Consider the following 19,969-nt stretch of genomic DNA (forward strand, 5'->3'; position numbering starts at 1 on the left):
GCACCGTCACCTCGGCATCGCCGTGCGCCTCGGAGATCCGCAGCGCCTGCTCCACGCTCCCGCGCCCGCCCCCGTGGCTCCGGCGCCCGCGCCCGCAGCCCCCGCACCGGCCGCCCCGGCCGACGCGGGTGCCTATGTGACGCCGCTGGTACGGAAGTTGGCCGCGGAGCAGGGCGTCAACCTGTCCTCGGTGAAGGGCACTGGGGTCGGTGGCCGCATCCGCAAGCAGGACGTGCTCGCCGCCGCCGAGGCCGCGAAGGCCGCCGCCCAGGCTCCGGCCGCCGCGGCGCCCGCCGCGAAGAAGGCCCCCGTGCTGGAGGCCTCCCCGCTGCGCGGCCAGACCGTCAAGATGCCGCGGATGCGCAAGGTCATCGGCGACAACATGATGAAGGCCCTGCACAGCCAGGCGCAGTTGTCCTCGGTCATCGAGGTCGACGTCACCAGGCTGATGAAGCTGCGGCAGCGGGCCAAGGGCGCGTTCGCCGCCCGGGAGGGCGTCAAGCTGTCCCCGATGCCGTTCTTCGTGAAGGCGGCGGCCCAGGCGCTGAAGGCCCACCCGGTCGTCAACGCCCGGATCAACGAGGACGAGGGCACCATCACCTACTTCGACTCGGAGAACATCGGCATCGCCGTGGACTCCGAGAAGGGCCTGATGACCCCGGTCATCAAGGGTGCGGGCGACCTCAACATCGCCGGTATCGCCAAGCGGACCGCGGAGCTCGCGGAGGCCGTCCGGGCCAGCAGGATCACCCCGGACGACCTGGCGGGCGGCACCTTCACCATCTCCAACACCGGTTCCCGCGGCGCCCTGTTCGACACGATCATCGTGCCGCCGAACCAGGTCGCCATCCTCGGGATCGGCGCCACGGTGAAGCGCCCGGCGGTCATCGAGACCGAGGAGGGCACGGTCATCGGCGTCCGCGACATGACGTATGTGACCCTCTCCTACGACCACCGCCTGGTGGACGGCGCCGACGCCGCCCGCTACCTGGGCGCGGTCAAGGCGATCCTGGAGGCCGGCGAGTTCGAGGTGGAGCTCGGCCTGTAAGGCTCACCACACCTGGGGAGACGCCCCCGTCCGGAATGTTTCCGGACGGGGGCGTCGCCGTATTGTCTAGAAGTCACCCCGTGCCGCGTCCCCCGGCCTGTGCGGTGGTGACGGGTCCCCCCCCGCCCGACAACCTACGGAGCCCGCATGACCGCGCCCGTCGTCCACTCGCTGCGCGAACAGATCCGCGAGCACATCGTGGAGGGGATCGTCAGCGGCCGCTGGCAGCCCGGCGAGCGCATCGTGGAGCGCAGGATCGCCACCGAGCTGGAGGTCAGCCAGACCCCGGTGCGCGAGGCCCTGCGGGAGCTGGAGTCGCTGCGGCTGATCGAGTCGGCGCCCAACAAGGGCGTACGGGTGCGGAATCTGACTGCGGCCGATCTGGAGGAGTCCTATCCGGTGCGGGCCGGTCTGGAGCAGATCGCGGCGGAGCTGGCGGCGCAGAAGCTGGCCGAGGACTGCTCGGCGCTGGAGCCGCATGTGGCGGCGCTCTATCTCGCGGACCGCACCTCGGACGGCACCGCGCAGGTCCGGCACACCGTGGCGTTCCACCGGGAGATGGTGCGGGCGGCGGGCAACAGCGTGCTGCTGCACACCTGGGAGGGCCTGGGCATCGAGGTGTTCACCGCCCTGTCGATCCGCTGGCTGGGCACCGTGCAGCAGTCGTACGCGGAGGAGCACCAGGCGCTGGTGGAGGCGTTCCGTCGGCGGGACCCGCGGATCGGGAAGCTGGTGAAGGAGCACGTCCTGGGCTGCGCACCGCGGGCGTGAGCGGCGCTCGTCCATCGCTTCCAGCCTGGGAAAACCAGGCACGCGGTGTCCGGGACCGCGGCACCCTGTGCCTACTTTTGGTCTTCGAGGCACTTTTTATTGGACGACCTTTGATCGATCATCGATCGCGGGCTTAGAGTCGACCTCGGGCTTCCACCAGAGCCCCCGCCCTGTCCTGCCAAAGACCTTAGGGCAACCCAGAACCCTCACCGGTCGACACCGGCGGGGGAACCCCCTTCGACTCCGGAAGGCGGCGACATGACCGACCCCACCGCAATCCAGCCGAGCGAGCTCGACCAGCTCCCGGACCGCGACCCCGAGGAGACCGCCGAATGGCAGGCCTCCCTGGACGCCGTCACCGAGGCGGCCGGGCCGCACCGCGCCGCGTATCTGATGCGCCGCACACTGGAGCGCGCCGAGGGCGCCGGAGTGGGCCTGCCGAAGCTGCTGGAGACGGACTACGTCAACTCCATCCCCACCGCCGCCGAGCCCGCCGTGGACGGTGACGAGGAGATGGAGCGGAGGATCACCGCGTGGAACCGCTGGAACGCGGCCGCGATGGTCACCCGCGGCTCCCAGTACGGCGTCGGCGGCCATATCGCCACCTTCGCCTCCGCGGCCTGGCTCTACGAGACCGGCTTCAACCACTTCTTCCGGGGTAAGGAAGGCGACGGCTCGGGCGACCAGCTCTACGTCCAGGGCCACGCCTCCCCCGGGATCTACGCCCGCGCCTTCCTCGACGGGCGGCTCTCCGAGGAGCACCTCGACCACTTCCGCCGCGAGGCCGGCGGCAACGGCCTGCCGTCCTACCCGCACCCGCGCCGCCTGCCCTGGCTGTGGGAGTTCCCGACGGTGTCGATGGGCCTCGGCCCGATCTCCGCGATCTACCAGGCGCGGTTCAACCGCTACCTCACCAGCCGTGGCGTCAAGGACGTCTCGGCCTCGCATGTGTGGGCCTTCCTCGGTGACGGCGAGATGGACGAGCCGGAGTCCACCGCGGCCCTGGCGCTCGCCTCCCGCGAGGGCCTGGACAATCTGACCTTCGTCATCAACTGCAACCTGCAGCGCCTCGACGGCCCGGTCCGCGCCAACTTCAAGATCGTGCAGGAGCTGGAGGCCCAGTTCCGCGGCGCCGGCTGGAACGTGGTCAAGTCGCTGTGGGGCAGCGCCTGGGACGAGCTGTTCGCGCTCGACACCACGGGCGCCCTGGTCCGCCGGCTGCGCCAGGTGCCGGACGCGCAGGTGCAGACGTACCAGACGCGGGACGCGGCGTACATCCGGCAGGACTTCTTCGGGGCGGACCCGGCGCTGGTCGAGATGGCGAAGCTGCTCAGCGACGACAAGATCCTGGAGTGCTTCCACGACTCGCGCGGCGGGCACGAGCCGCGCAAGGTCTATGCCGCCTACCGGGCCGCCCTCGCGCACAAGGGCGCGCCGACGGTGATCCTGGCGCAGACCGTCAAGGGCTACAGCCTCGGCCCCGGCTTCGCCTCCAAGAACGCCAACCACCAGATGAAGAAGCTCTCGGTGGACGAGTTCAAGGACATGCGCGAGCTGCTCGAACTCCCCATCTCCGACGCGCAGTTCGTGGACGGCGTGGTCCCCTACGGCCACCCGGGCGCGGACTCCCCCGAGGTGCGCTACCTCCAGGAGCGGCGCGCCGCCCTCGGCGGCCCCGCCCCGGCCCGCCGTACGCACCCGCTGGCCCCGCTGCCGGCCCCCGCCGACAAGGCCTTCACCGCCTTCGACAAGGGCTCCGGCTCCCAGTCCGTCGCCACCACCATGGCCTTCGTACGCCTGGTGAAGGACCTGGTACGGGACAAGCAGTCCGGTAGGCGCTGGGTGCCGATCGTCCCCGACGAGGCCCGCACCTTCGGTATGGAGTCCCTCTTCCCGTCGCTCGGCATCTACTCGCCGAAGGGCCAGACGTACGAGCCGGTCGACCGCGACCAGCTCATGTACTACAAAGAGGCCAAGGACGGGCAGATCCTCAACGAGGGGATCACCGAGGCCGGTTCGATGGCCGACTTCATCGCCGCCGCGTCGTCGTACGCGACGCACGGCGAGGCGATGATCCCGTTCTACATCTTCTACTCGATGTTCGGCTGGCAGCGGACCGCGGACCAGATGTGGCAGCTCGGCGACCAGCTCGGCCGCGGCTTCCTGGTCGGCGCCACCGCCGGCCGCACCACCCTCACCGGTGAGGGCCTCCAGCACGCCGACGGCCACTCCCCGGTGATCGCCGCGACGAACCCGGCGGCCGTCTCCTACGACCCGGCGTTCGCCTACGAGGTCGCCGCCGTCGTCAAGGACGGTCTGCGCCGTATGTACGGCGAGGCGGCGCCAGGCGAGGACCAGAACGTCTTCTACTACCTGACGGTCTACAACGAGCCGCTGCCCCAGCCGGCCAAACCGGCCGGGGTCGACGAGGGCATCGTCAAGGGCCTCTACCGCTTCAACACGGCCGAGTCCGCGGGCCTGAACGTGCCGGCCAACGCCTCCCGCATCCAGCTCCTCGGCTCCGGCACCGCGATCCACTGGGCCCTGAAGGCACAGCGGTTGCTCGCCGAGGAGTGGGGTGTGGCCGCCGATGTGTGGTCCGCGACCTCCTGGACCGAGCTGCGGCGCGACGCCCTGGAGTCCGACGCGGCCGCGCTGCGCGGCGAGGAGCAGGTGCCGTATGTGCGCAGGGCGCTGGAGGGCGTCGATTCGCCGGTGCTGGCGGTCAGCGACTATATGCGGCAGGTGCCGGACCAGATCGCGCAGTGGGTGGAGCAGGACTGGTCCTCGCTCGGCGCGGACGGCTTCGGCCTCTCCGAGACCCGGGACGCGGCCCGCCGCCACTTCGGGGTGGACGCCGAGTCCATCGTGGTCGCCGCCCTGGCCCAGCTCGCCCGCAAGGGCCAGGTGCAGGCCACCGCGGTCAAGGAGGCCCGCGAGCGTTACGGCCTGTAGGGCCTGTCCGCTGGTACCGCGGCCCCCACCCCGAGCCCGCGCCGCTCGGGGTGGGGGCCGCGGTGTGTGACGCCCGAGGTCAACTGGTGGGCGGCAACGGGGAGTTCACGGGGGCCGGGTCGGTCCGGTACCGGGCGGCGGCGCGGGCCAGTAGCGCGGCGAGGCGGGTGCGGAGGGCGGGCGGGGCGAGTACCTCGGCCTCCGGGCCCAGGCTCAGCAGTTGGGCGCAGGCCACCTCCTCGGACTCCACCGCCAGCCGCACCACCCGCCGCCCGTCCGCGTCCGGTTCGCCCGCCGAGGCCAGTGCAGCGCGGGCGGCCGCCGCGTCGGTGACCGTGGGCAACTGCCGGGCGCCCGCCTCGGTGAGCCGCAGTTCGACCGTGCCGCGCAGAATGGACCGGGCGAACTCCGCGGCCCGCTCCGCCCAGAAGCCCGGCAGGTCGAACTCCCCGTCCCGGGCGAAGCGTTCGGCGCCCATGGTGACCTCGGTGAAACGGTCGATGCGGTAGACCCGGAAGTCCCCGCCGCCCGCGGCCCCTTCGGCGACCCGCGCGCACAGGTACCAGACCCCCGCCTTCAGCACCAGCCCGTACGGCTCCAGCAACCGCCGTACCTCGGGGGCGACTTGGGGCGCCGGGGTGTCCGCGTCGTCGGCTGCGGAGGCGTCCGGGGTGCCCGCGCCCCGGCGGTAGCAGGCGGTCACCCGGCGGTCGTCCCAGACGGCCTCGGCCAGTGCCGGCAGCGCCCGCGGGGTGGCGGGCTCGCGGAACCAGGCGGGCGCGTCCAGATGGAAGCGCGCGGCCGCCGAGCGGGAGGCGTCCGAGAGGGCGGGCTGGAGTGCCGCGGACACCTTCAGCCGGGCCGCGGAGGCCGCGTCCTCCAGCCCCATCTCCCGCAGCGCGCCCGGCACTCCGGACAGGAAGAGGGCCTCCGCCTCGCTGCGAGCGAGCCCGGTGAGCCGGGTGCGGTAGCCGCCGACGAGACGGTAGCCGCCCACCCGGCCGCGGTCCGCGTAGACCGGTACGCCCGCCTCGGAGAGGGCCTGGGCATCGCGGGTCACGGTCCGCTCCGACACCTCCAGTTCACGGGCGAGTTCGGCGGCGGTCATGGCGGATCTGGACTGGAGCAACAGCACCATCTTGATGAGCCGGGCAGCACGCATGGGGCCATCATGCGGGCTGCCGGGGGCCCGGGTTGCCATCCGGTGGCCGGAAACCACCGGGGCTCAGCGGGGAGGCGGGCACGTCCGGGCACCCGCCTCAGCGGTACTGCTCCGCCGTGGCGTCCCGGTCCCCGAAGACGACCTCCTCGAAGTAGCGGAAGCAGTCGGGGCGTGAACCGTCCAGGTCGTCGACGCCGTACTCGCGGGCGAGGTGGCCGCTGGACAGGGAGGCACCGTTCCAGCGCCGCCGGTCCGGGTCGGCGGCGAGCGCGGCCACCGCGCGGGCCAGCAGATACGGCGTCTCGGACACGGCGAACTCGGGGATCCGCGCGACCGCGTCCCGCCAGTTCTCCTCGGTGACGCCCAGCAGGTCCAGCATCTGCTCCGAGCGCAGAAAGCCGGGGCTGACCGCGACCGCCGTGCCGCCGACCTGCTTCAGCTCCTCGGCCAGCCCGAACGCGATCCGGATCGGCGCGTTCTTCGCCAGGTCGTAGTAGAGGTTGTCCCGGTAGCGGCGGTTGAACTCAGCGGTGCCGTCGGTGACTTCGACCACCAGCCCCCCGGGGTTCCGCACCAGCAGCGGCAGGGCCAGGCTGCTGGTGATCAGATGGGTGCGGACGCCCAGCTCCAGCATCCGCATCCCCTTGTCCAGGTCGTACTCCCACATCCGCGGCTTCTTCTCCAGCACCTCGGCCACCAGGTGCTCGCCGCCCCACACATCGTTGACCAGGACATCGAGCCGGCCCTGCTCCCCCTCGATACGGTCCACCAGCTCCCGCACCTGCTCCGGCCGGAGGTGGTCGGTGGGGACGGCGACGGCGGCACCGGTACGGCCGGCCGCCCGGTCCACGCGCTCCGCGGTGCCCTCGATGGTCTCCGTGGCCCGGCCCACCTCGCTGACCCGCTGCCGGGTGGTGCGGCCGGTGACATAGACGGTGGCGCCGGCCCGGCCCAGCTCCACGGCCATGGCCCGGCCGGCACCCCGGGTCGCGCCCGCCACCAGCGCCACCTGCCCGGCCAGCGTCCCCGCACCACCGGCCGCCCCGTTCTGCCTGTCCTGCCCGTCCCGCTGTTCGCTGCTCTGCTGCTGCCTGTTGTGGTCCATGCCGGGGAGCCTGGCAGGGAATGCGGACACCTTCTGTCCGGCTTCGCCGAGGCGGTGCCCGTATAACGAACGGGGGTGCATCCGTGGGACTCCGCGTGCGTCGCCCCCGCGCAGGGCAGATGCTGGTGCCGTGATGGACGAGACGGAGTTCTGGGAGATCGTCGACGGCACGCGCGAGGCCGCCGGAGGCGATCCGGAGGACCATGCCGACCTGCTGGTGCAGCGGCTCGCGCAGTCCGATCCCGACGCTGTCCTGGACTTCGCCCGCCACTTCGAGGCCCGCTACAACCGCGCCTACCGGTGGGACCTGTGGGGTGCGGCCTGGGTCCTGCTCGGCGGAGCCAGCGACGACGCCTTCGAGTACTTCCGCTGCTGGCTGATCGGGCAGGGCCGCGAGGTCTTCGAAGGCGCCCTGCACGACCCGGACTCCCTCGCCGACCTCCTGGACGACTTCGACGAGGAGGTCGACGGCGACGGCGAGGAACTCGGCTACGCCGCCGACGAGGCCTATGAGCAGCTCACCGGCACCGTCGCCCCCGACCTGGGCCTCCCACCCGCCCCCGCGGAACCGGCCGGCACCCCGCTCGACCTGGAGGACGACACGGCCCTCGCCCGCGCCTACCCGAAACTCTGGGACCGCTTCGCCTGACCGCCTCCCGGCCACCCCGCTCAGACCAGCGTCCGCCCCATCAGCACATCGTCCACATACTCCCCGTCGCACCGGAACTCCTGCGGCAGTACGCCCTCCACGGTGAAGCCCACCGACTCATAGAGGCACCGCGCCGGGGTGTTCGGCGCCAGTACCCGCAGGGTGATGCGGCGGGCGCCCTGCCGCCGCGCCTCGTCCATCGCCGCCCGGAGCAGCGCCCGCGCCACCCCGCGGCCACGGGACTCGTGCGCCACGGCCAGCCCGCGGATCTGCCGGACATGCGCGTGGGACACCAGCGGGGTGGGCAGCCCGAACCGCACATAGCCCGCGAGCCGCCCGTCCACCTCGGCCACCAGATGGTCCCGCGGCGCATGACGCTCGTCGAAGAACTCCCGGTACGGCGGCTGCGGGGCCGGGGTGACGGCGTGCAGCGGCGACCAGACGGAACGGTCGAGCGCGCCCAGCGCGGCGTCGTCATCGAGCCGGGCGAACCGGACGGCGGGAAGCGGCATGAGCGCCAGGGTAAAGAGACGCGGGCACGGCAGGATGGGCCCATGCACGGACAAGAAAGCGCGGAGCCCACCCGTATCGCGGTGGCCGGCTCCTCCGGTCTGATCGGCCGGGCACTGGTCACGTCACTGGTCGCCGACGGGTACGAGGTGGTGCGGCTGGTCCGCCGCCCGCCGCGGGGGCCCGACGAGGCGCGGTGGGACCCCAAGGGGCACCGGGTGGAGGCGGGGGCGCTCGCCGGGTGCCGGGCGGTGGTCAATCTGGCGGGCGCCGGGATCGGCGACCGGCGGTGGACCGAGGACCGCAAACGCGAACTGCGCGACAGCAGGGTCCTCGGCACGGCCACCCTGGCGGAGGCCGTCGCCGCCCTGGACCAGCCGCCCGCCGTCTTCGTCTGCGGCAGCGCCATCGGCTTCTACGGCGACACCGGGCAGCGCGCCGTGGACGAGAGCGCCCCGCCCGGTGACGGTTTCCTCGCGGCCCTCTGCACCGACTGGGAGGAGGCCGCGGCCTCCGCCCAGGAGGCGGGGGTACGCACCGTCTTCGCCCGCACCGGTCTGGTGGTGACGCGCCACGGCGGGGCCTGGGGGCCGCTCTTCCCGGTGTTCCGCGCGGGCCTGGGCGGGCGGCTCGGAGACGGACGGCAGTACTGGAGCGCGATCGCCCTGCACGACGAGGTGGCGGCGCTGCGGCATCTGATCGACACCCCGGAGCTCTCCGGCCCGGTCAACCTCACCGGCCCCGAGCCGTGCACCAACCGCGAGGTGACGGCGGCGATGGCCCGGGTGCTGCACCGTCCCGCGGTCCTTCCGGTGCCGTCCGCGGCCCTGCGGATCGCCCTCGGCGAGTTCGCCGGCGACGTCCTCTCAAGTCAGCGCGTCCTACCCGCCCGCCTCCAGGAATCCGGCTTCCGCTTCGCCTTCCCCGGCATCGACGACATGATCCGCGCGGCCCTGCACGACTGAACGGGGCGGTGCGGGGCGGGAGTTGACCGCGGGCCGGGTTCGGTGGGGGGCGGGAACCGGATGCCGGGCCGTGCGCTGGTCCGCGCCTCCGTGTGCCCCCGCACGCATCCCGCGCGCTGCTCCCCGCGGCCCCCGGCCCTCCTAGGCTCTTGCGTCGAAAGGGGTCGGACCCCGTCGGGCGGTCGTAGCAGTCGCGGTGGCGGGGCGCCGTCGAACGGGTGGAGGCTCTCCAGCGGTGGAACGCCGCCGGACAGCCGAAGTCGTCGAGTAGTCAGGGCCGTTGCATCGGCCGAAGCCTTTGAAGCGGTCGGAACGGTTGCCGTGGTCGAAGCCGTCGAGGCCCGGCCCGTCGCCGAACTCGGGTATTCCGGACGCCAGTCGGGGGCATCGGGGCTCCGGCGACCGCGCAACCGCCGGCCGCGCGAACCCTGGGGAGTGGCAGTGTCTGAGCCCGCGCGCCATACGGAAGTCGTCGTCGTGGGGGCCTCGGTCGCCGGTCTGGCGGTCGCCCGCCGACTGGCCGGGGCCGGGGTATCGGTGCAGGTGCTGGAGGCGGAGCAGCAGGTGGGCGGCGGGGCCAGGGCCGAGGAGGCCGACGGTTTCCGACTGGACCGCTGGGCCCGGCCGCTGTCTACCGCCTGGCCCGAACTACGGGAGGAACCGGCCCTGTTGACGGTGCCGCTGCGGGAGTTCGCACCGGGCGTGCTCGTCCACAGCGAAGGCCGCCTGTACCGGGCTGGCGAGCCGGCCGGCGCCCGGAGCACAAGGGGCGCACGGGGCGCAAAAGGCGCGCGCGGGGCAATCAGTGCGCTGAACGCTGCGCGCGCCCTCGCCAGCGCTCCCCGCACGGCGGGACCCGGGGGCCGTACCGCGGTGCCGGGGAACCGGACGGCGGGCGCGGGCGGCCGGGGTGCGGGGCGGGCGGCGCCGCTCGGCGGCCCCCTCGACCAGGCGCGGCTCGGCCACGCCCTGACCCGGCTGGCCGCCCAGAGCGAGCAACGGCTCGCGGCCCGGCCCGAGTCGACCGCCGCCCGGACGCTCACCACCCGCGGGCTGCCCGCCCGTACCGTGGACGGATTTCTGCGGCCGCTGCTCACCGCGCTGCTCTGCGACCCGGAGCTGAGCAGCTCCAGCTTCGCCGCGGATCTGGCCCTGCACACCTACGCCCGCGGCCGCCTCTGCCTGCCGGAGGGCGGCTCGGACGCGATACCGGCCGCCCTCGCCGCCGCGCTGCCACCGGGCACGGTCCGTACCGGGGTGCGGGTCACCTCCGTCGCCACCACCTCGGTGACCACCGCCGGGCACGGCACCCTCGGCTGCCGGGCCGTGGTGCTGGCGACGGGGGCACGGGACGCGGCGACGCTGCTGCCGGGCCTGCGGGTGCCCGCCTTCCGCCCGGTCACCCTGGTGCACCACAGCACCGCCGAACCACCCGCCACCCAGGGCGCGTTGGTACTCGACGCGGAGCGCGGACCGCTGGCCTGGACGGCGGTGGTGAGCCAGGTCGACCCGCTGCGGGCACCCGCCGGGCGCGCCCTGGTCACCTCGGCGCTGCCGGGACCGCCGCCGGCCGACCCGGACGGTGCGCTGCGGGCCCGGCTGGCCCGGGTCTACGGGACGGACACCCGGCGGTGGGAGCTGGTCGCCGTCCACCATGACGCGGAGGCGGTGCCCGCCCTGCCGGTGCCGCACGATCCGCGGCGCCCGGTGCGGGTGGTCGCCGGCCTCTATGTGTGCGGCGGGCACCGGGACTCGGGCGACCTCGGCGGAGCCCTGCGCTCCGCCCGGCGGGCCGCCACCGCCCTCCTCACCGACCTCCGCCACGCCCCCGCGACCGGCCCCGACGACACCACCAACGCCGCCTGACCACCGGCCGGACGCGGTCACCCCGCGCCGCCGCGTCAGCCGTAGGAGGTGACGCGCTCGCGGTAGGTGCGGGCGTGCGGGGTGTCCGCGTACGGCTCCAGGCGGCGTTCGAAGTCGCGGACGTACTCGGCGACGCGGGCCGAGCGCATGTCCGCGGCCTGCTTGGCGGCCTCCGCACCGATCCGGCAGGCGTGGTCCAGCTCGCCGAGGCCCAGCTTGGAGGAGGCCAGCACCAGCTTGCAGAAGACGCGGCTGCGGGCGAAGCCGGGCGCGCGCAGCCGCAGCGAGCGCTCCGCGTGCTGCGCCGCCGTCCGGTACTGCTGGAGATCGCGGTGGCAGTGCCCGAACTCGTCGGCGAGCTGCGCGTCGTCGAAGTACCGCGCCCAGTGCGGTGGTTCCTCCGCGCCCCGGGCCGCTTCGAGTGCCTGCTCGGCGCGGAGCAGCGCCTGGGTGCAGGACCGGAGATCGCCGAGCACGCCGTGGCCGCGCGCCTCCACCGCGAACAGCATGGCCTGCACCACCGGCGGGGCGCCCGGCCCGGCGCCCTGCTGCGCCACCCGCGCCAGCTGCACCGCCTCCCGCCCGTGCCCCAGATGCACCGCCTGCCGCGCCATGGTGACCAGTACGTACGCCCCGTAGACCCGGTCCCCCGCGGCCTGCGAGAGCCGCAGTGCCTGGACGAAGTACCGCTGTGCCAGACCGTGTGCGGCGATGTCGTAGGAGGTCCAGCCGGCGAGGCGGGTCAGCTCGGCGGTTGCGCCGAAGAGGCGGCGACCGGTCTGCTCGCCGTAGGTGCCGCGGAGCATGGGCTCGGCCTCGTGCTCCAGATAGCGGACCAGGGCCTGGCGTGCGTGCCCGCCGCCATAGGCGTGGTCGAGGGCGCGGAACAGCTCGCCGACGGAGCGCAGCGCCGCGATGTCGCCGGGGGTGACCCGCTGCCCCGGCATCCGTTCCGCGGCACTGCGGCCCGCCTCCGCACCGGAGCGCTGCTCGGGGACCCGGCCAGGGTCGTTGGCGGGGCGCCCGTCGCGGTCCGCGGGGTGCTCGGGGACACGGACGAGGGGCCGGTCCTGGCGGATGGCGCGGCCGAGCGCGGTGGGGTCCTCGGGGCGCGCCACCCGGTCGTCGGCCCGGCCGATCAGCCAGTCCCGGCTGGGCACCACCAGGCCGGCCGGGGTGAAGGCGATCTTCCGCAGCTCGGTGTGGCTGCCGGAGTCCTTGCGCCAGAGGCCGCCGACGATATCCACCGCCTCCTGCGGGGACGCGGCGAACTCCAGCCCCGCGTAAACCGGGGCGCAGGCGTCGAGGCCCAGGTCCTGGGCGCTGAGGCGGCGGCCGAGGCGCCGGGTGAAGACCTCCGCGATCAGCGCCGGGGTGGTGCCGCGAGGCTGCTGGCCGCGGAGCCAGCGGGTCACCGAGGTCTTGTCGTAACGCAGGTCGAGGCCGTGTTCCTGGCCGAGTTGGTCAACCCTGCGGGCCAGTCCCGCGTTGGAGAATCCCGCCTCCGCGATAAGCGCGGCGAGCCGGCGGTTGGGGGTGCGCTGCGGAGGTCGTTCCGTCATGTGCTGTGCGGTCTCCTGCCTTCCGGGCTCGCGCCGCGAGCAGCCCCTACGGCCTCGTGGACGGCGTGAATGTAACGGCCCGTGGCCGCCTGATCCCCGGCTTCCACACCCTTTCATTCGTTCGTGTGAGGAGCGGGAAGAGGACGTGACGATCGTCGGCGGGCTGTGTCGTAGCAGGTGGAGGCCGGATGCGACCGGCCCCCGGCCGGAGCCCCGCGGCCCGGTCGTACAGTGGCATGGGCGCGCGATGTGCCGCCGGCGATCCCGGCGCGCACACTGCATTTTCTTGAGGGAGGCAGTTGCCGTGAGTGAATTGCGGTTCGTACGGCTCGGCTTCGGGCCGGACGCCGTGGAGTACCGGGAGGCCTGGGCTGAGCAGCGCCGGGTGCACGCCGCCCGCTTCCAGGACGAGATCGCCGACACCTGCCTGCTGCTGGAACATCCGCCGGTGTACACGGCGGGACGGCGTACCGAGGAGGGCGATCGCCCGCTGGACGGGACGCCGGTCATCGACGTCGACCGCGGCGGAAAGATCACCTGGCACGGCCCCGGTCAGTTGGTGGGCTATCCGATCCTCAAGTTGCCTCGCCCGGTTGACGTCGTGGCCCATGTGCGGCGCCTTGAGGACGCCTTGATACGGGCCTGTGCGGAGTTCGGCCTGAGCACCACCCGGGTCGAGGGCCGCAGCGGGGTGTGGGTGCTGGGCGAGACGAGGCCCGCGGCCCGCGAGCACGGCGGCCTGTCCCTGGACTTCGATCCCCGGCTGGACGACGAGGAGTTCGACCCGCGGCTCTGCGGCCCGGAGTACGCCCCGTCCAACGCGGGCCAGCGCGGTGAGGACCGCAAGCTCGCCCAGATCGGCATCCGCGTCGCCAAGGGCGTCACCATGCACGGCTTCTCGCTGAACGTGAATCCGGACAACACCTGGTTCGACCGCATCGTCCCCTGCGGCATCCGGGACGCCGGAGTGGCCTCCCTCGCCAGCGAGTTGGGCCGGGACATCACGGTCGACGAGGTGGCCCCGGTCGTCGAGCGCCACCTGCGGGAGGTGCTGGAGGAGGCGGATCCCAAGCCGCGTGTGGTGGAGCGGCCCGCCCCGCCCACCGAGCCGGCCTCCGCCCCCGTCTGACCGGGAGCCCCACTGGTCCGCGCGGCTCCCCCGTACGGGGAATGCACCCCGCGGGCCGGGGGTTCCACCAGCGAGGAAGCCAGGCACATCGCGGGCGTACGCTGGTGTGCGCCGAAGAATCGAAGACACGCAGAAGACACGCAACAGAGCCGACCGATCCCACCGAGTCGGGCAACGCCAATCAGCAGGGAGCCGACGTGTCCGCAGTAGCACCCGACGGACGCAAGATGCTGCGCCTGGAGGTCCGCAACAGCCAGACCCCCATCGAGCGCAAGCCCGAGTGGATCAAGACCCGGGCGAAGATGGGCCCCGAGTACAACGCCCTGCAGAAGCTGGTGAAGAGCGAAGGGCTGCACACCGTCTGCCAGGAGGCGGGCTGTCCCAATATCTACGAGTGCTGGGAGGACCGCGAGGCGACCTTCCTCATCGGCGGCGACCAGTGCACCCGGCGCTGCGACTTCTGCCAGATCGACACCGGCAAGCCGCAGGAACTCGACCGTGACGAGCCGCGCCGCGTCGGCGAGTCCGTCGTCACCATGGACCTCAACTACGCCACCATCACCGGCGTCGCCCGCGACGACCTGGACGACGGCGGCGCCTGGCTCTACGCGGAGACGGTGCGCCAGATCCACGGCATGACGGCGGAGCGGGAAGCCGGCCGTACCAAGGTCGAGCTGCTGATCCCCGACTTCAACGCCGAGCCCGAGCAGTTGGCGGAGGTCTTCTCCTCCCGTCCCGAGGTCCTCGCGCACAACGTGGAGACGGTGCCGCGCATCTTCAAGCGGATCCGCCCCGGCTTCCGGTTCGAGCGGTCCCTCAAGGTGATCACCGAGGCCCGGGAGGCCGGCCTGATCACCAAGTCGAACCTCATCCTCGGCATGGGCGAGGAGCGCGCCGAGGTCAGCGAGGCCCTTCAGCAACTGCACGACGCGGGCTGCGAGTTGATCACCATCACCCAGTACCTGCGCCCGAGTGTGCGGCACCACCCGGTGGAGCGCTGGGTCAAGCCGGACGAGTTCGTGGAGCTGAAGGAGGAGGCCGAGGAGATCGGCTTCTCCGGTGTGATGTCGGGCCCCCTGGTCCGCTCCTCGTACCGGGCGGGACGGCTGTACCAGATGGCCATCGAGCGCCGCGGTTCCTACGTCGCCTCCCAGGCGGTCTGAGCACCCTCGGCCCCACCGCACCCGGACCCACCGACCCCGCATTCCGACCGGAGCACCCGACTCCGGTCGGTGAGTCACGCCCCCCGCCCCGCCCGACCGCGTACGCACGGGCGGGGCGTGCTGTCACTTCAGCGAAGGCCATGGGTGTGAAACCGCGCACAAGCTCCTACCGGCAGGTCAGCCCAGGTGGCGCGGGGCTCGGCCCGTAGCCGCAGGTGGCGGGTGCCGGGCCGGCCGAGCGGGCTCCGCGGCATGGGACACCGCGGTTTCACGACCGTTTGACCACGTCGTCATGCGCTGGTAACACCAATCTGTGACCGTGTTTCCACACCACGTGAACATCGGGCAGGTCCTCCGGGACCGGCCCACCGGATCCAGGCGATGTGGCCTGGGCCCGCGCCTCCCTCATCCCGCACGCTCCCCCCGGGAGATCCCACCATGCAGGCCGCACCTGTCCGCGCCACCGCCCTTCCGACCGTCACCGGCGCCCTGCGCGCCGTGGAGTCGCTGCTGATGAGCAGCGGCCAGCGCACCGCCCGCCGCAACGCCTGGACCTCCGTACTGGAGGACCGCGCCCGCGCCCGGGACCGTGCCGAGACCGAGCAGTTGCTGGACCACACCTCCTCCCCCGCCCGCAGCTCCTGACCCCTTGCGGCGGCTGACCGGACACCACGTCGAACCGGTGTCACGGGCCACGTAGACTTCGGAGCATGGCGAGGAAGGAAACCGCAGCGGACGCTGCGAGCACCGGGCGACTCAAGCAGATCGCCCTGACCTACAAGATGACGAGAAAGGCCGATCCCAAGGTCGGTCTGATTCTCGCGGCTGTCGGGATCGTCACCTTCGGTGTCTTGCTCGGGATCGGTTTCCTGATCGGCCACCCGGTCTATCTCGGCATTCTCGGCTTCCTGCTCGCTTTCCTCGGGATGGCGATCATCTTCGGACGCCGTGCCGAGCGCGCCGCCTTCGGGCAGATGGAGGGACAACCCGGCGCCGCGGCCGCCGTACTGGAGAACGTGGGCCGCGGCTGGTCCACCACTCCGGCCGTGGCGATGAACCGCAGCCAGGACGTGGTGCACCGGGCCGTCGGCAAGGCCGGCATCGTGCTCGTCGCCGAGGGCAACCCGAACCGGGTGAAGGGCCTGCTGGCGGCCGAGAAGAAGAAGATGGCGCGGATCGTCGCCGATGTGCCGGTGCACGACATCATCGTCGGCGACGGCGAGGGCCAGGTGCCGCTGAAGAAGATCCGCACCACGATGCTCAAGTTCCCGCGCGTCCTCACCGGCCCGCAGGTCACCACGACCACGGACCGGCTACGCGCCCTCGGCGATCTGATGACCAACATGCCGCTGCCCAAGGGCCCGATGCCCAAGGGGATGCGGATGCCGCGCGGCGGCCCCAAGATGCGCTGACCCCCCCCCCGACCGCCGCACACGCCCGCGCCCCCGGACCCGTCAGGATCCGGGGGCGCGATCACGTCCACGGCACGGTCGTACGTCCACGGCGCGGGCGCATCTCCCGCCGTGCGGCCCGACCGCTGGAGGAGTCAGATACGGACCTGGACCGCGCGGGCGAACCGGTCGTGCAGACCGCGGGAGTCCCGGTCCCAGATCAGTGCCGGGACCGCCAGGCACAGCAGCACACTGCGTACCAGCACCCGGCCGATGCCGAGGCGGCCGCCGTCCACCGAGACCACCCGCAGCCCCAGCAGCCGCTTTCCGGGCGTGCAGCCCACGGTGCCCACGGTGAGGACGCTCAGCACGAAGAAGACGCCCAGCGTCCAGTTCCCCATGGCCTGCTGGTCGCCGCGGGCGAAGAGGCCGTACGCGATCAGGAGGCACAGGGCCCAGTCGATGGCGATGGCGCCGAAGCGGCGACCGAGCGGCGCGATCGATCCCGGGCCCTCCTTGGGCAGCCCGAGCTGCTCGCCCCGGTACCCCAGCTCCACGCCCATGTCCTCGGCGGCCGCGCGGGGGCCGGAGAGCCACGATCCGATTGCTTGCCTGTTGTCCACCCGACCACGGTACTGCGGTCCCGAATGCACCCCCGTCGCCGGGGGTGGAGTATAGGTGCAGACCGCTGCCGCCGGGTCGGCAAAGCTCGCGCCGGTTAACGTCCACGAAACAAACGGGTCACGCCCGAGAAATGCCGGCTTCATAGGGTCGGGACGAGCGTGCCCCCACCGCACCGGCCGTACGACCTAGCGACGACCCCGCCCCTTCGCCCGGGCCGGGACAGGAGGAGAGCTGGATGTTCCAGAACGCCGACGAAGCCAAGAAGTTCATCGCGGACGAGGACGTCAAGTTCGTCGACGTTCGCTTCTGCGACCTGCCGGGAGTGATGCAGCACTTCACCATCCCGGCGGCGGTCTTCGACCCGGCGGAGGAGCTCGCCTTTGACGGCTCGTCGATCCGCGGCTTCCAGGCCATCCACGAGTCCGACATGGCGCTGCGCGCGGACCTGTCGACGGCCCGGGTGGACCCGTTCCGCCGCGACAAGACCATCAACATCAACTTCTTCATCCACGACCCGATCACCGGCGAGCAGTACAGCCGCGACCCGCGGAACGTGGCGCGCAAGGCCGAGGCCTACCTAGCGTCCACCGGCATCGCGGACACCGCCTTCTTCGGCCCCGAGGCCGAGTTCTACGTCTTCGACTCGGTCCGCTTCGAGACCTCCGCCAACCGCTCGCTGTACGAGATCGACTCCGAGGCCGGCGCCTGGAACACCGGCGCCGTGGAGAACAACCGCGGCTACAAGGTCCGCTACAAGGGCGGCTACTTCCCCGCCCCGCCGGTCGACCACTTCGCCGATCTGCGCGCCGAGATCTCCCTCGAACTCGACCGCCAGGGCCTCCAGGTCGAGCGCCAGCACCACGAGGTCGGCACCGCCGGCCAGGCCGAGATCAACTACAAGTTCAACACGCTGCTGGCCGCCGCCGACGACCTGATGCTCTTCAAGTACATCGTGAAGAACGTCGCCTGGCGGAACAACAAGACCGCCACCTTCATGCCCAAGCCGATCTTCGGTGACAACGGCTCCGGGATGCATGTCCACCAGTCCCTGTGGAACGGCGGCGAGCCCCTCTTCTACGACGAGCAGGGCTACGCGGGCCTCTCCGACACCGCCCGGTACTACATCGGCGGCATCCTCAAGCACGCCCCGTCGCTGCTCGCCTTCACCAACCCGACGGTGAACTCCTACCACCGCCTGGTGCCCGGCTTCGAGGCCCCGGTCAACCTGGTCTACTCGCAGCGCAACCGCTCCGCCGCGATGCGCATCCCGATCACCGGGTCCAACCCGAAGGCCAAGCGCGTCGAGTTCCGCGCCCCCGACCCGTCGTCCAACCCGTATCTGGCGTTCTCCGCGCTGCTGCTGGCGGGCCTCGACGGCGTCCGGAACAAGATCGAGCCGGCCGAGCCCATCGACAAGGACCTCTACGAACTGGCCCCCGAGGAGCACGCCGGCGTCCCCCAGGTCCCGACCTCCCTCCCGGCCGTCCTCGACGCCCTGGAGCAGGACAACGAGTACCTCCAGCAGGGCGGAGTCTTCACCTCCGACCTGATCGAGACCTGGATCGACTACAAGCGCACCAACGAGATCGCCCCCATCCAACTCCGGCCCCACCCGCACGAGTTCGAGCTGTACTTCGACCTGTAAGCCCTGATCGGGCTCTGAGCTCGCGGTCCCTCCTGCGGACCCTCTGCCAGTCCGCAGAGGGTCCGCAGCGTTGTTGATCAAGGGACTCACCTCGCTCAGCTCAGGACAGCGGCGGGTCCGCGAGCGGGGCCTGCACCCGGGGGTGTTCGGTGTCGACAAGCAGCACGGCCAGGGCTTCCTCCCGGGGGCCCAGCAGTGCACGGGTCGTCCGCTCGGCCACTCGCAGCTTCCGCCACTTCGGTCGCACCGCCAGCTCCGAGTACGCGAACGTGGCCGTACGAACCACGAGAACCTCTGGTTGAAATCGTCGTCCACGGCGTCGACGACGTGGGCGGCGGAGCCAGAGGACGACGAGCAGACGTAACCACCCAGGCGGGAGCGGGCGCGCGCACGTACCGCCCGCCGCCTCGGTCCTCCCTAGACCGAGGCGAAATACCCCGGCAGGGCTTCCGGTGGGGTGTCTGAGGCGAGGAGGGTGTGGAGGAGGAGGCGGGCCTTTGGGGGGTCGAGGTGGCCGGCGGGGATGAGGCCGTGGGTGATCAGGTCGTGTTCGGAGCCGGGGCCTCGGTAGGTGTGGGTGAGGACGGGGCCGGCGCCGGTGCGGGAAGCGAAGACGACCGGCATCCGGGCGGCGAGTGCGGCCAGCGGTCCGACCAGGCGCGCCGGTACGTGTCCGGCGCCGAAGGCGGCGAGGACGAGGCCGTCGAAGCGGGCGTCGACGGCGTCGAGGAGTTCGCCTCCGTCGCCGAGGGTGAGGGTGAGGAGGGCGACGCGAACCGGCCGGGTGGGGCGCAGGGGCCGCGGCACGGTCGGCGCGGGCGGGCGCAGCAGGATGTGCGGGCGGCCTTCCACGATCCGGCCGAGGGGCCCGGCGCCGGGTGAGGCGAGGGCGGTGAGGGAGGTGGTGTGGGCCTTGCGGACATGGCGGGCGGCGTGGATCTCGTCGCCGAGGACGGCGAGTACGCCGAGGTCCCGGCAGGCGGGGTCGGCGGCGGTGGTGATGGCGGCGGCGAGGTTGGCGGGACCGTCGGCGCCGGGGGTGTCGGGGCGGCGCATGGCTCCGGTGACGACGACGGGGGTGCCGGGGGCGCAGAGCAGGTCGAGCAGGAAGGCGGTCTCCTCCAGGGTGTCGGTGCCCTGGACGACGACGGTGCCGATGCCCGCGGCCCGTGACTGCCGGGTGTGGGCGGCGAGTTCGGTGATGTCGTCGATGGTGAGGGAGGCGCTGGGCAGGTGGCGGAAGTCGTGCAGGGTGACCCGGATGTCCTCGGGGACACCGACGGCGGCGAGGACTTGGGCGCCGGTGAGCCGGGTGTCGCCTCCGCCGCCGGCCGCGGAGATGGTGCCGCCGAGTGTGTACACCGCTACTTCGGCCGGCATCCGGCCCACCTCGTTCCCTGTACTGCCGCCGGTGTGCGGCACGG

General features: G+C 72.5%; 16 protein-coding genes and 1 pseudogene. 11 read left to right on the forward strand and 6 right to left on the reverse strand.

The window, feature by feature from the left end; all coding sequences use genetic code 11:
* From sucB to aceE, 3 genes and pseudogenes are all read left to right on the forward strand, one after another.
* Positions 1-1,048 (forward strand): annotated as a pseudogene (gene sucB / locus ACFVST_RS09445) (2-oxoglutarate dehydrogenase, E2 component, dihydrolipoamide succinyltransferase); the annotation flags it as partial.
* Between the two features lie 147 nt (positions 1,049-1,195).
* Positions 1,196-1,819, forward strand: coding sequence for a GntR family transcriptional regulator (locus ACFVST_RS09450; protein WP_390148521.1), 624 nt, complete (start codon positions 1,196-1,198; stop codon positions 1,817-1,819).
* A 258-nt stretch (positions 1,820-2,077) separates the two neighbouring features.
* On the forward strand, positions 2,078-4,774 hold the full coding sequence (gene aceE / locus ACFVST_RS09455; protein ID WP_390148523.1) for a pyruvate dehydrogenase (acetyl-transferring), homodimeric type: 2,697 nt from the start codon (positions 2,078-2,080) through the stop codon (positions 4,772-4,774).
* Between the two features lie 79 nt (positions 4,775-4,853).
* On the opposite strand, the gene ACFVST_RS09460 is transcribed toward aceE, so the two are convergent.
* A complete protein-coding gene (locus tag ACFVST_RS09460) occupies positions 4,854-5,936 on the reverse strand; it encodes a helix-turn-helix transcriptional regulator (RefSeq protein WP_390148525.1) in 1,083 nt (360 codons plus the stop codon).
* Positions 5,937-6,033: 97 nt separating this feature from the next.
* Positions 6,034-7,041, reverse strand: coding sequence for an SDR family oxidoreductase (locus tag ACFVST_RS09465; RefSeq protein ID WP_390148527.1), 1,008 nt, complete (start codon positions 7,039-7,041; stop codon positions 6,034-6,036).
* A 133-nt stretch (positions 7,042-7,174) separates the two neighbouring features.
* Here ACFVST_RS09465 and ACFVST_RS09470 point away from each other — a divergent pair, with 133 nt between their 5' ends.
* A complete protein-coding gene (locus ACFVST_RS09470) occupies positions 7,175-7,690 on the forward strand; it encodes a DUF4240 domain-containing protein (RefSeq protein WP_390148758.1) in 516 nt (171 codons plus the stop codon).
* A 20-nt stretch (positions 7,691-7,710) separates the two neighbouring features.
* On the opposite strand, the gene ACFVST_RS09475 is transcribed toward ACFVST_RS09470, so the two are convergent.
* Positions 7,711-8,202, reverse strand: coding sequence for a GNAT family N-acetyltransferase (locus tag ACFVST_RS09475; protein ID WP_390148528.1), 492 nt, complete (start codon positions 8,200-8,202; stop codon positions 7,711-7,713).
* Between the two features lie 42 nt (positions 8,203-8,244).
* Between ACFVST_RS09475 and ACFVST_RS09480 the strand changes: the two genes are divergently transcribed.
* Positions 8,245-9,165 (forward strand): TIGR01777 family oxidoreductase, encoded by a 921-nt coding sequence (locus ACFVST_RS09480; protein ID WP_390148530.1) that lies wholly within the window; start codon positions 8,245-8,247, stop codon positions 9,163-9,165.
* 441 nt (positions 9,166-9,606) lie between these two features.
* Complete coding sequence (locus tag ACFVST_RS09485; RefSeq protein WP_390148532.1) at positions 9,607-11,031, forward strand: FAD-dependent oxidoreductase; 1,425 nt, start codon at positions 9,607-9,609, stop codon at positions 11,029-11,031.
* A 35-nt stretch (positions 11,032-11,066) separates the two neighbouring features.
* On the opposite strand, the gene ACFVST_RS09490 is transcribed toward ACFVST_RS09485, so the two are convergent.
* Positions 11,067-12,593, reverse strand: coding sequence for a regulator (locus ACFVST_RS09490; protein WP_390148534.1), 1,527 nt, complete (start codon positions 12,591-12,593; stop codon positions 11,067-11,069).
* Between the two features lie 304 nt (positions 12,594-12,897).
* Here ACFVST_RS09490 and lipB point away from each other — a divergent pair, with 304 nt between their 5' ends.
* The 4 genes from lipB to ACFVST_RS09510 all read left to right on the forward strand — a co-directional run bounded on the left by lipB (position 12,898) and on the right by ACFVST_RS09510 (position 16,297).
* On the forward strand, positions 12,898-13,722 hold the full coding sequence (gene lipB, locus ACFVST_RS09495; RefSeq protein WP_390148536.1) for a lipoyl(octanoyl) transferase LipB: 825 nt from the start codon (positions 12,898-12,900) through the stop codon (positions 13,720-13,722).
* 197 nt (positions 13,723-13,919) lie between these two features.
* Positions 13,920-14,885 (forward strand): lipoyl synthase, encoded by a 966-nt coding sequence (locus ACFVST_RS09500; RefSeq protein WP_390148538.1) that lies wholly within the window; start codon positions 13,920-13,922, stop codon positions 14,883-14,885.
* Between the two features lie 438 nt (positions 14,886-15,323).
* Positions 15,324-15,530 (forward strand): hypothetical protein, encoded by a 207-nt coding sequence (locus ACFVST_RS09505; protein WP_390148540.1) that lies wholly within the window; start codon positions 15,324-15,326, stop codon positions 15,528-15,530.
* A gap of 65 nt (positions 15,531-15,595) precedes the next feature.
* On the forward strand, positions 15,596-16,297 hold the full coding sequence (locus ACFVST_RS09510; protein ID WP_390148542.1) for a DUF4191 domain-containing protein: 702 nt from the start codon (positions 15,596-15,598) through the stop codon (positions 16,295-16,297).
* Between the two features lie 134 nt (positions 16,298-16,431).
* Here ACFVST_RS09510 and ACFVST_RS09515 read toward each other — a convergent pair whose 3' ends face one another.
* A complete protein-coding gene (locus ACFVST_RS09515) occupies positions 16,432-16,899 on the reverse strand; it encodes an RDD family protein (protein WP_390148544.1) in 468 nt (155 codons plus the stop codon).
* Positions 16,900-17,135: 236 nt separating this feature from the next.
* Here ACFVST_RS09515 and glnA point away from each other — a divergent pair, with 236 nt between their 5' ends.
* Complete coding sequence (gene glnA / locus ACFVST_RS09520) at positions 17,136-18,545, forward strand: type I glutamate--ammonia ligase (protein ID WP_390148546.1); 1,410 nt, start codon at positions 17,136-17,138, stop codon at positions 18,543-18,545.
* Positions 18,546-18,962: 417 nt separating this feature from the next.
* Here the strand turns inward: glnA and ACFVST_RS09525 are convergent, their stop codons facing one another.
* Entirely contained in the window at positions 18,963-19,925 is a 963-nt protein-coding gene (locus tag ACFVST_RS09525; RefSeq protein WP_390148548.1) for an asparaginase, read from the reverse strand.
* Between the last annotated feature and the right edge of the window lie 44 nt (positions 19,926-19,969).

This window comes from Streptomyces sp. NPDC058045 (assembly GCF_042885635.1).
Lineage (GTDB): Bacteria > Actinomycetota > Actinomycetes > Streptomycetales > Streptomycetaceae > Streptomyces.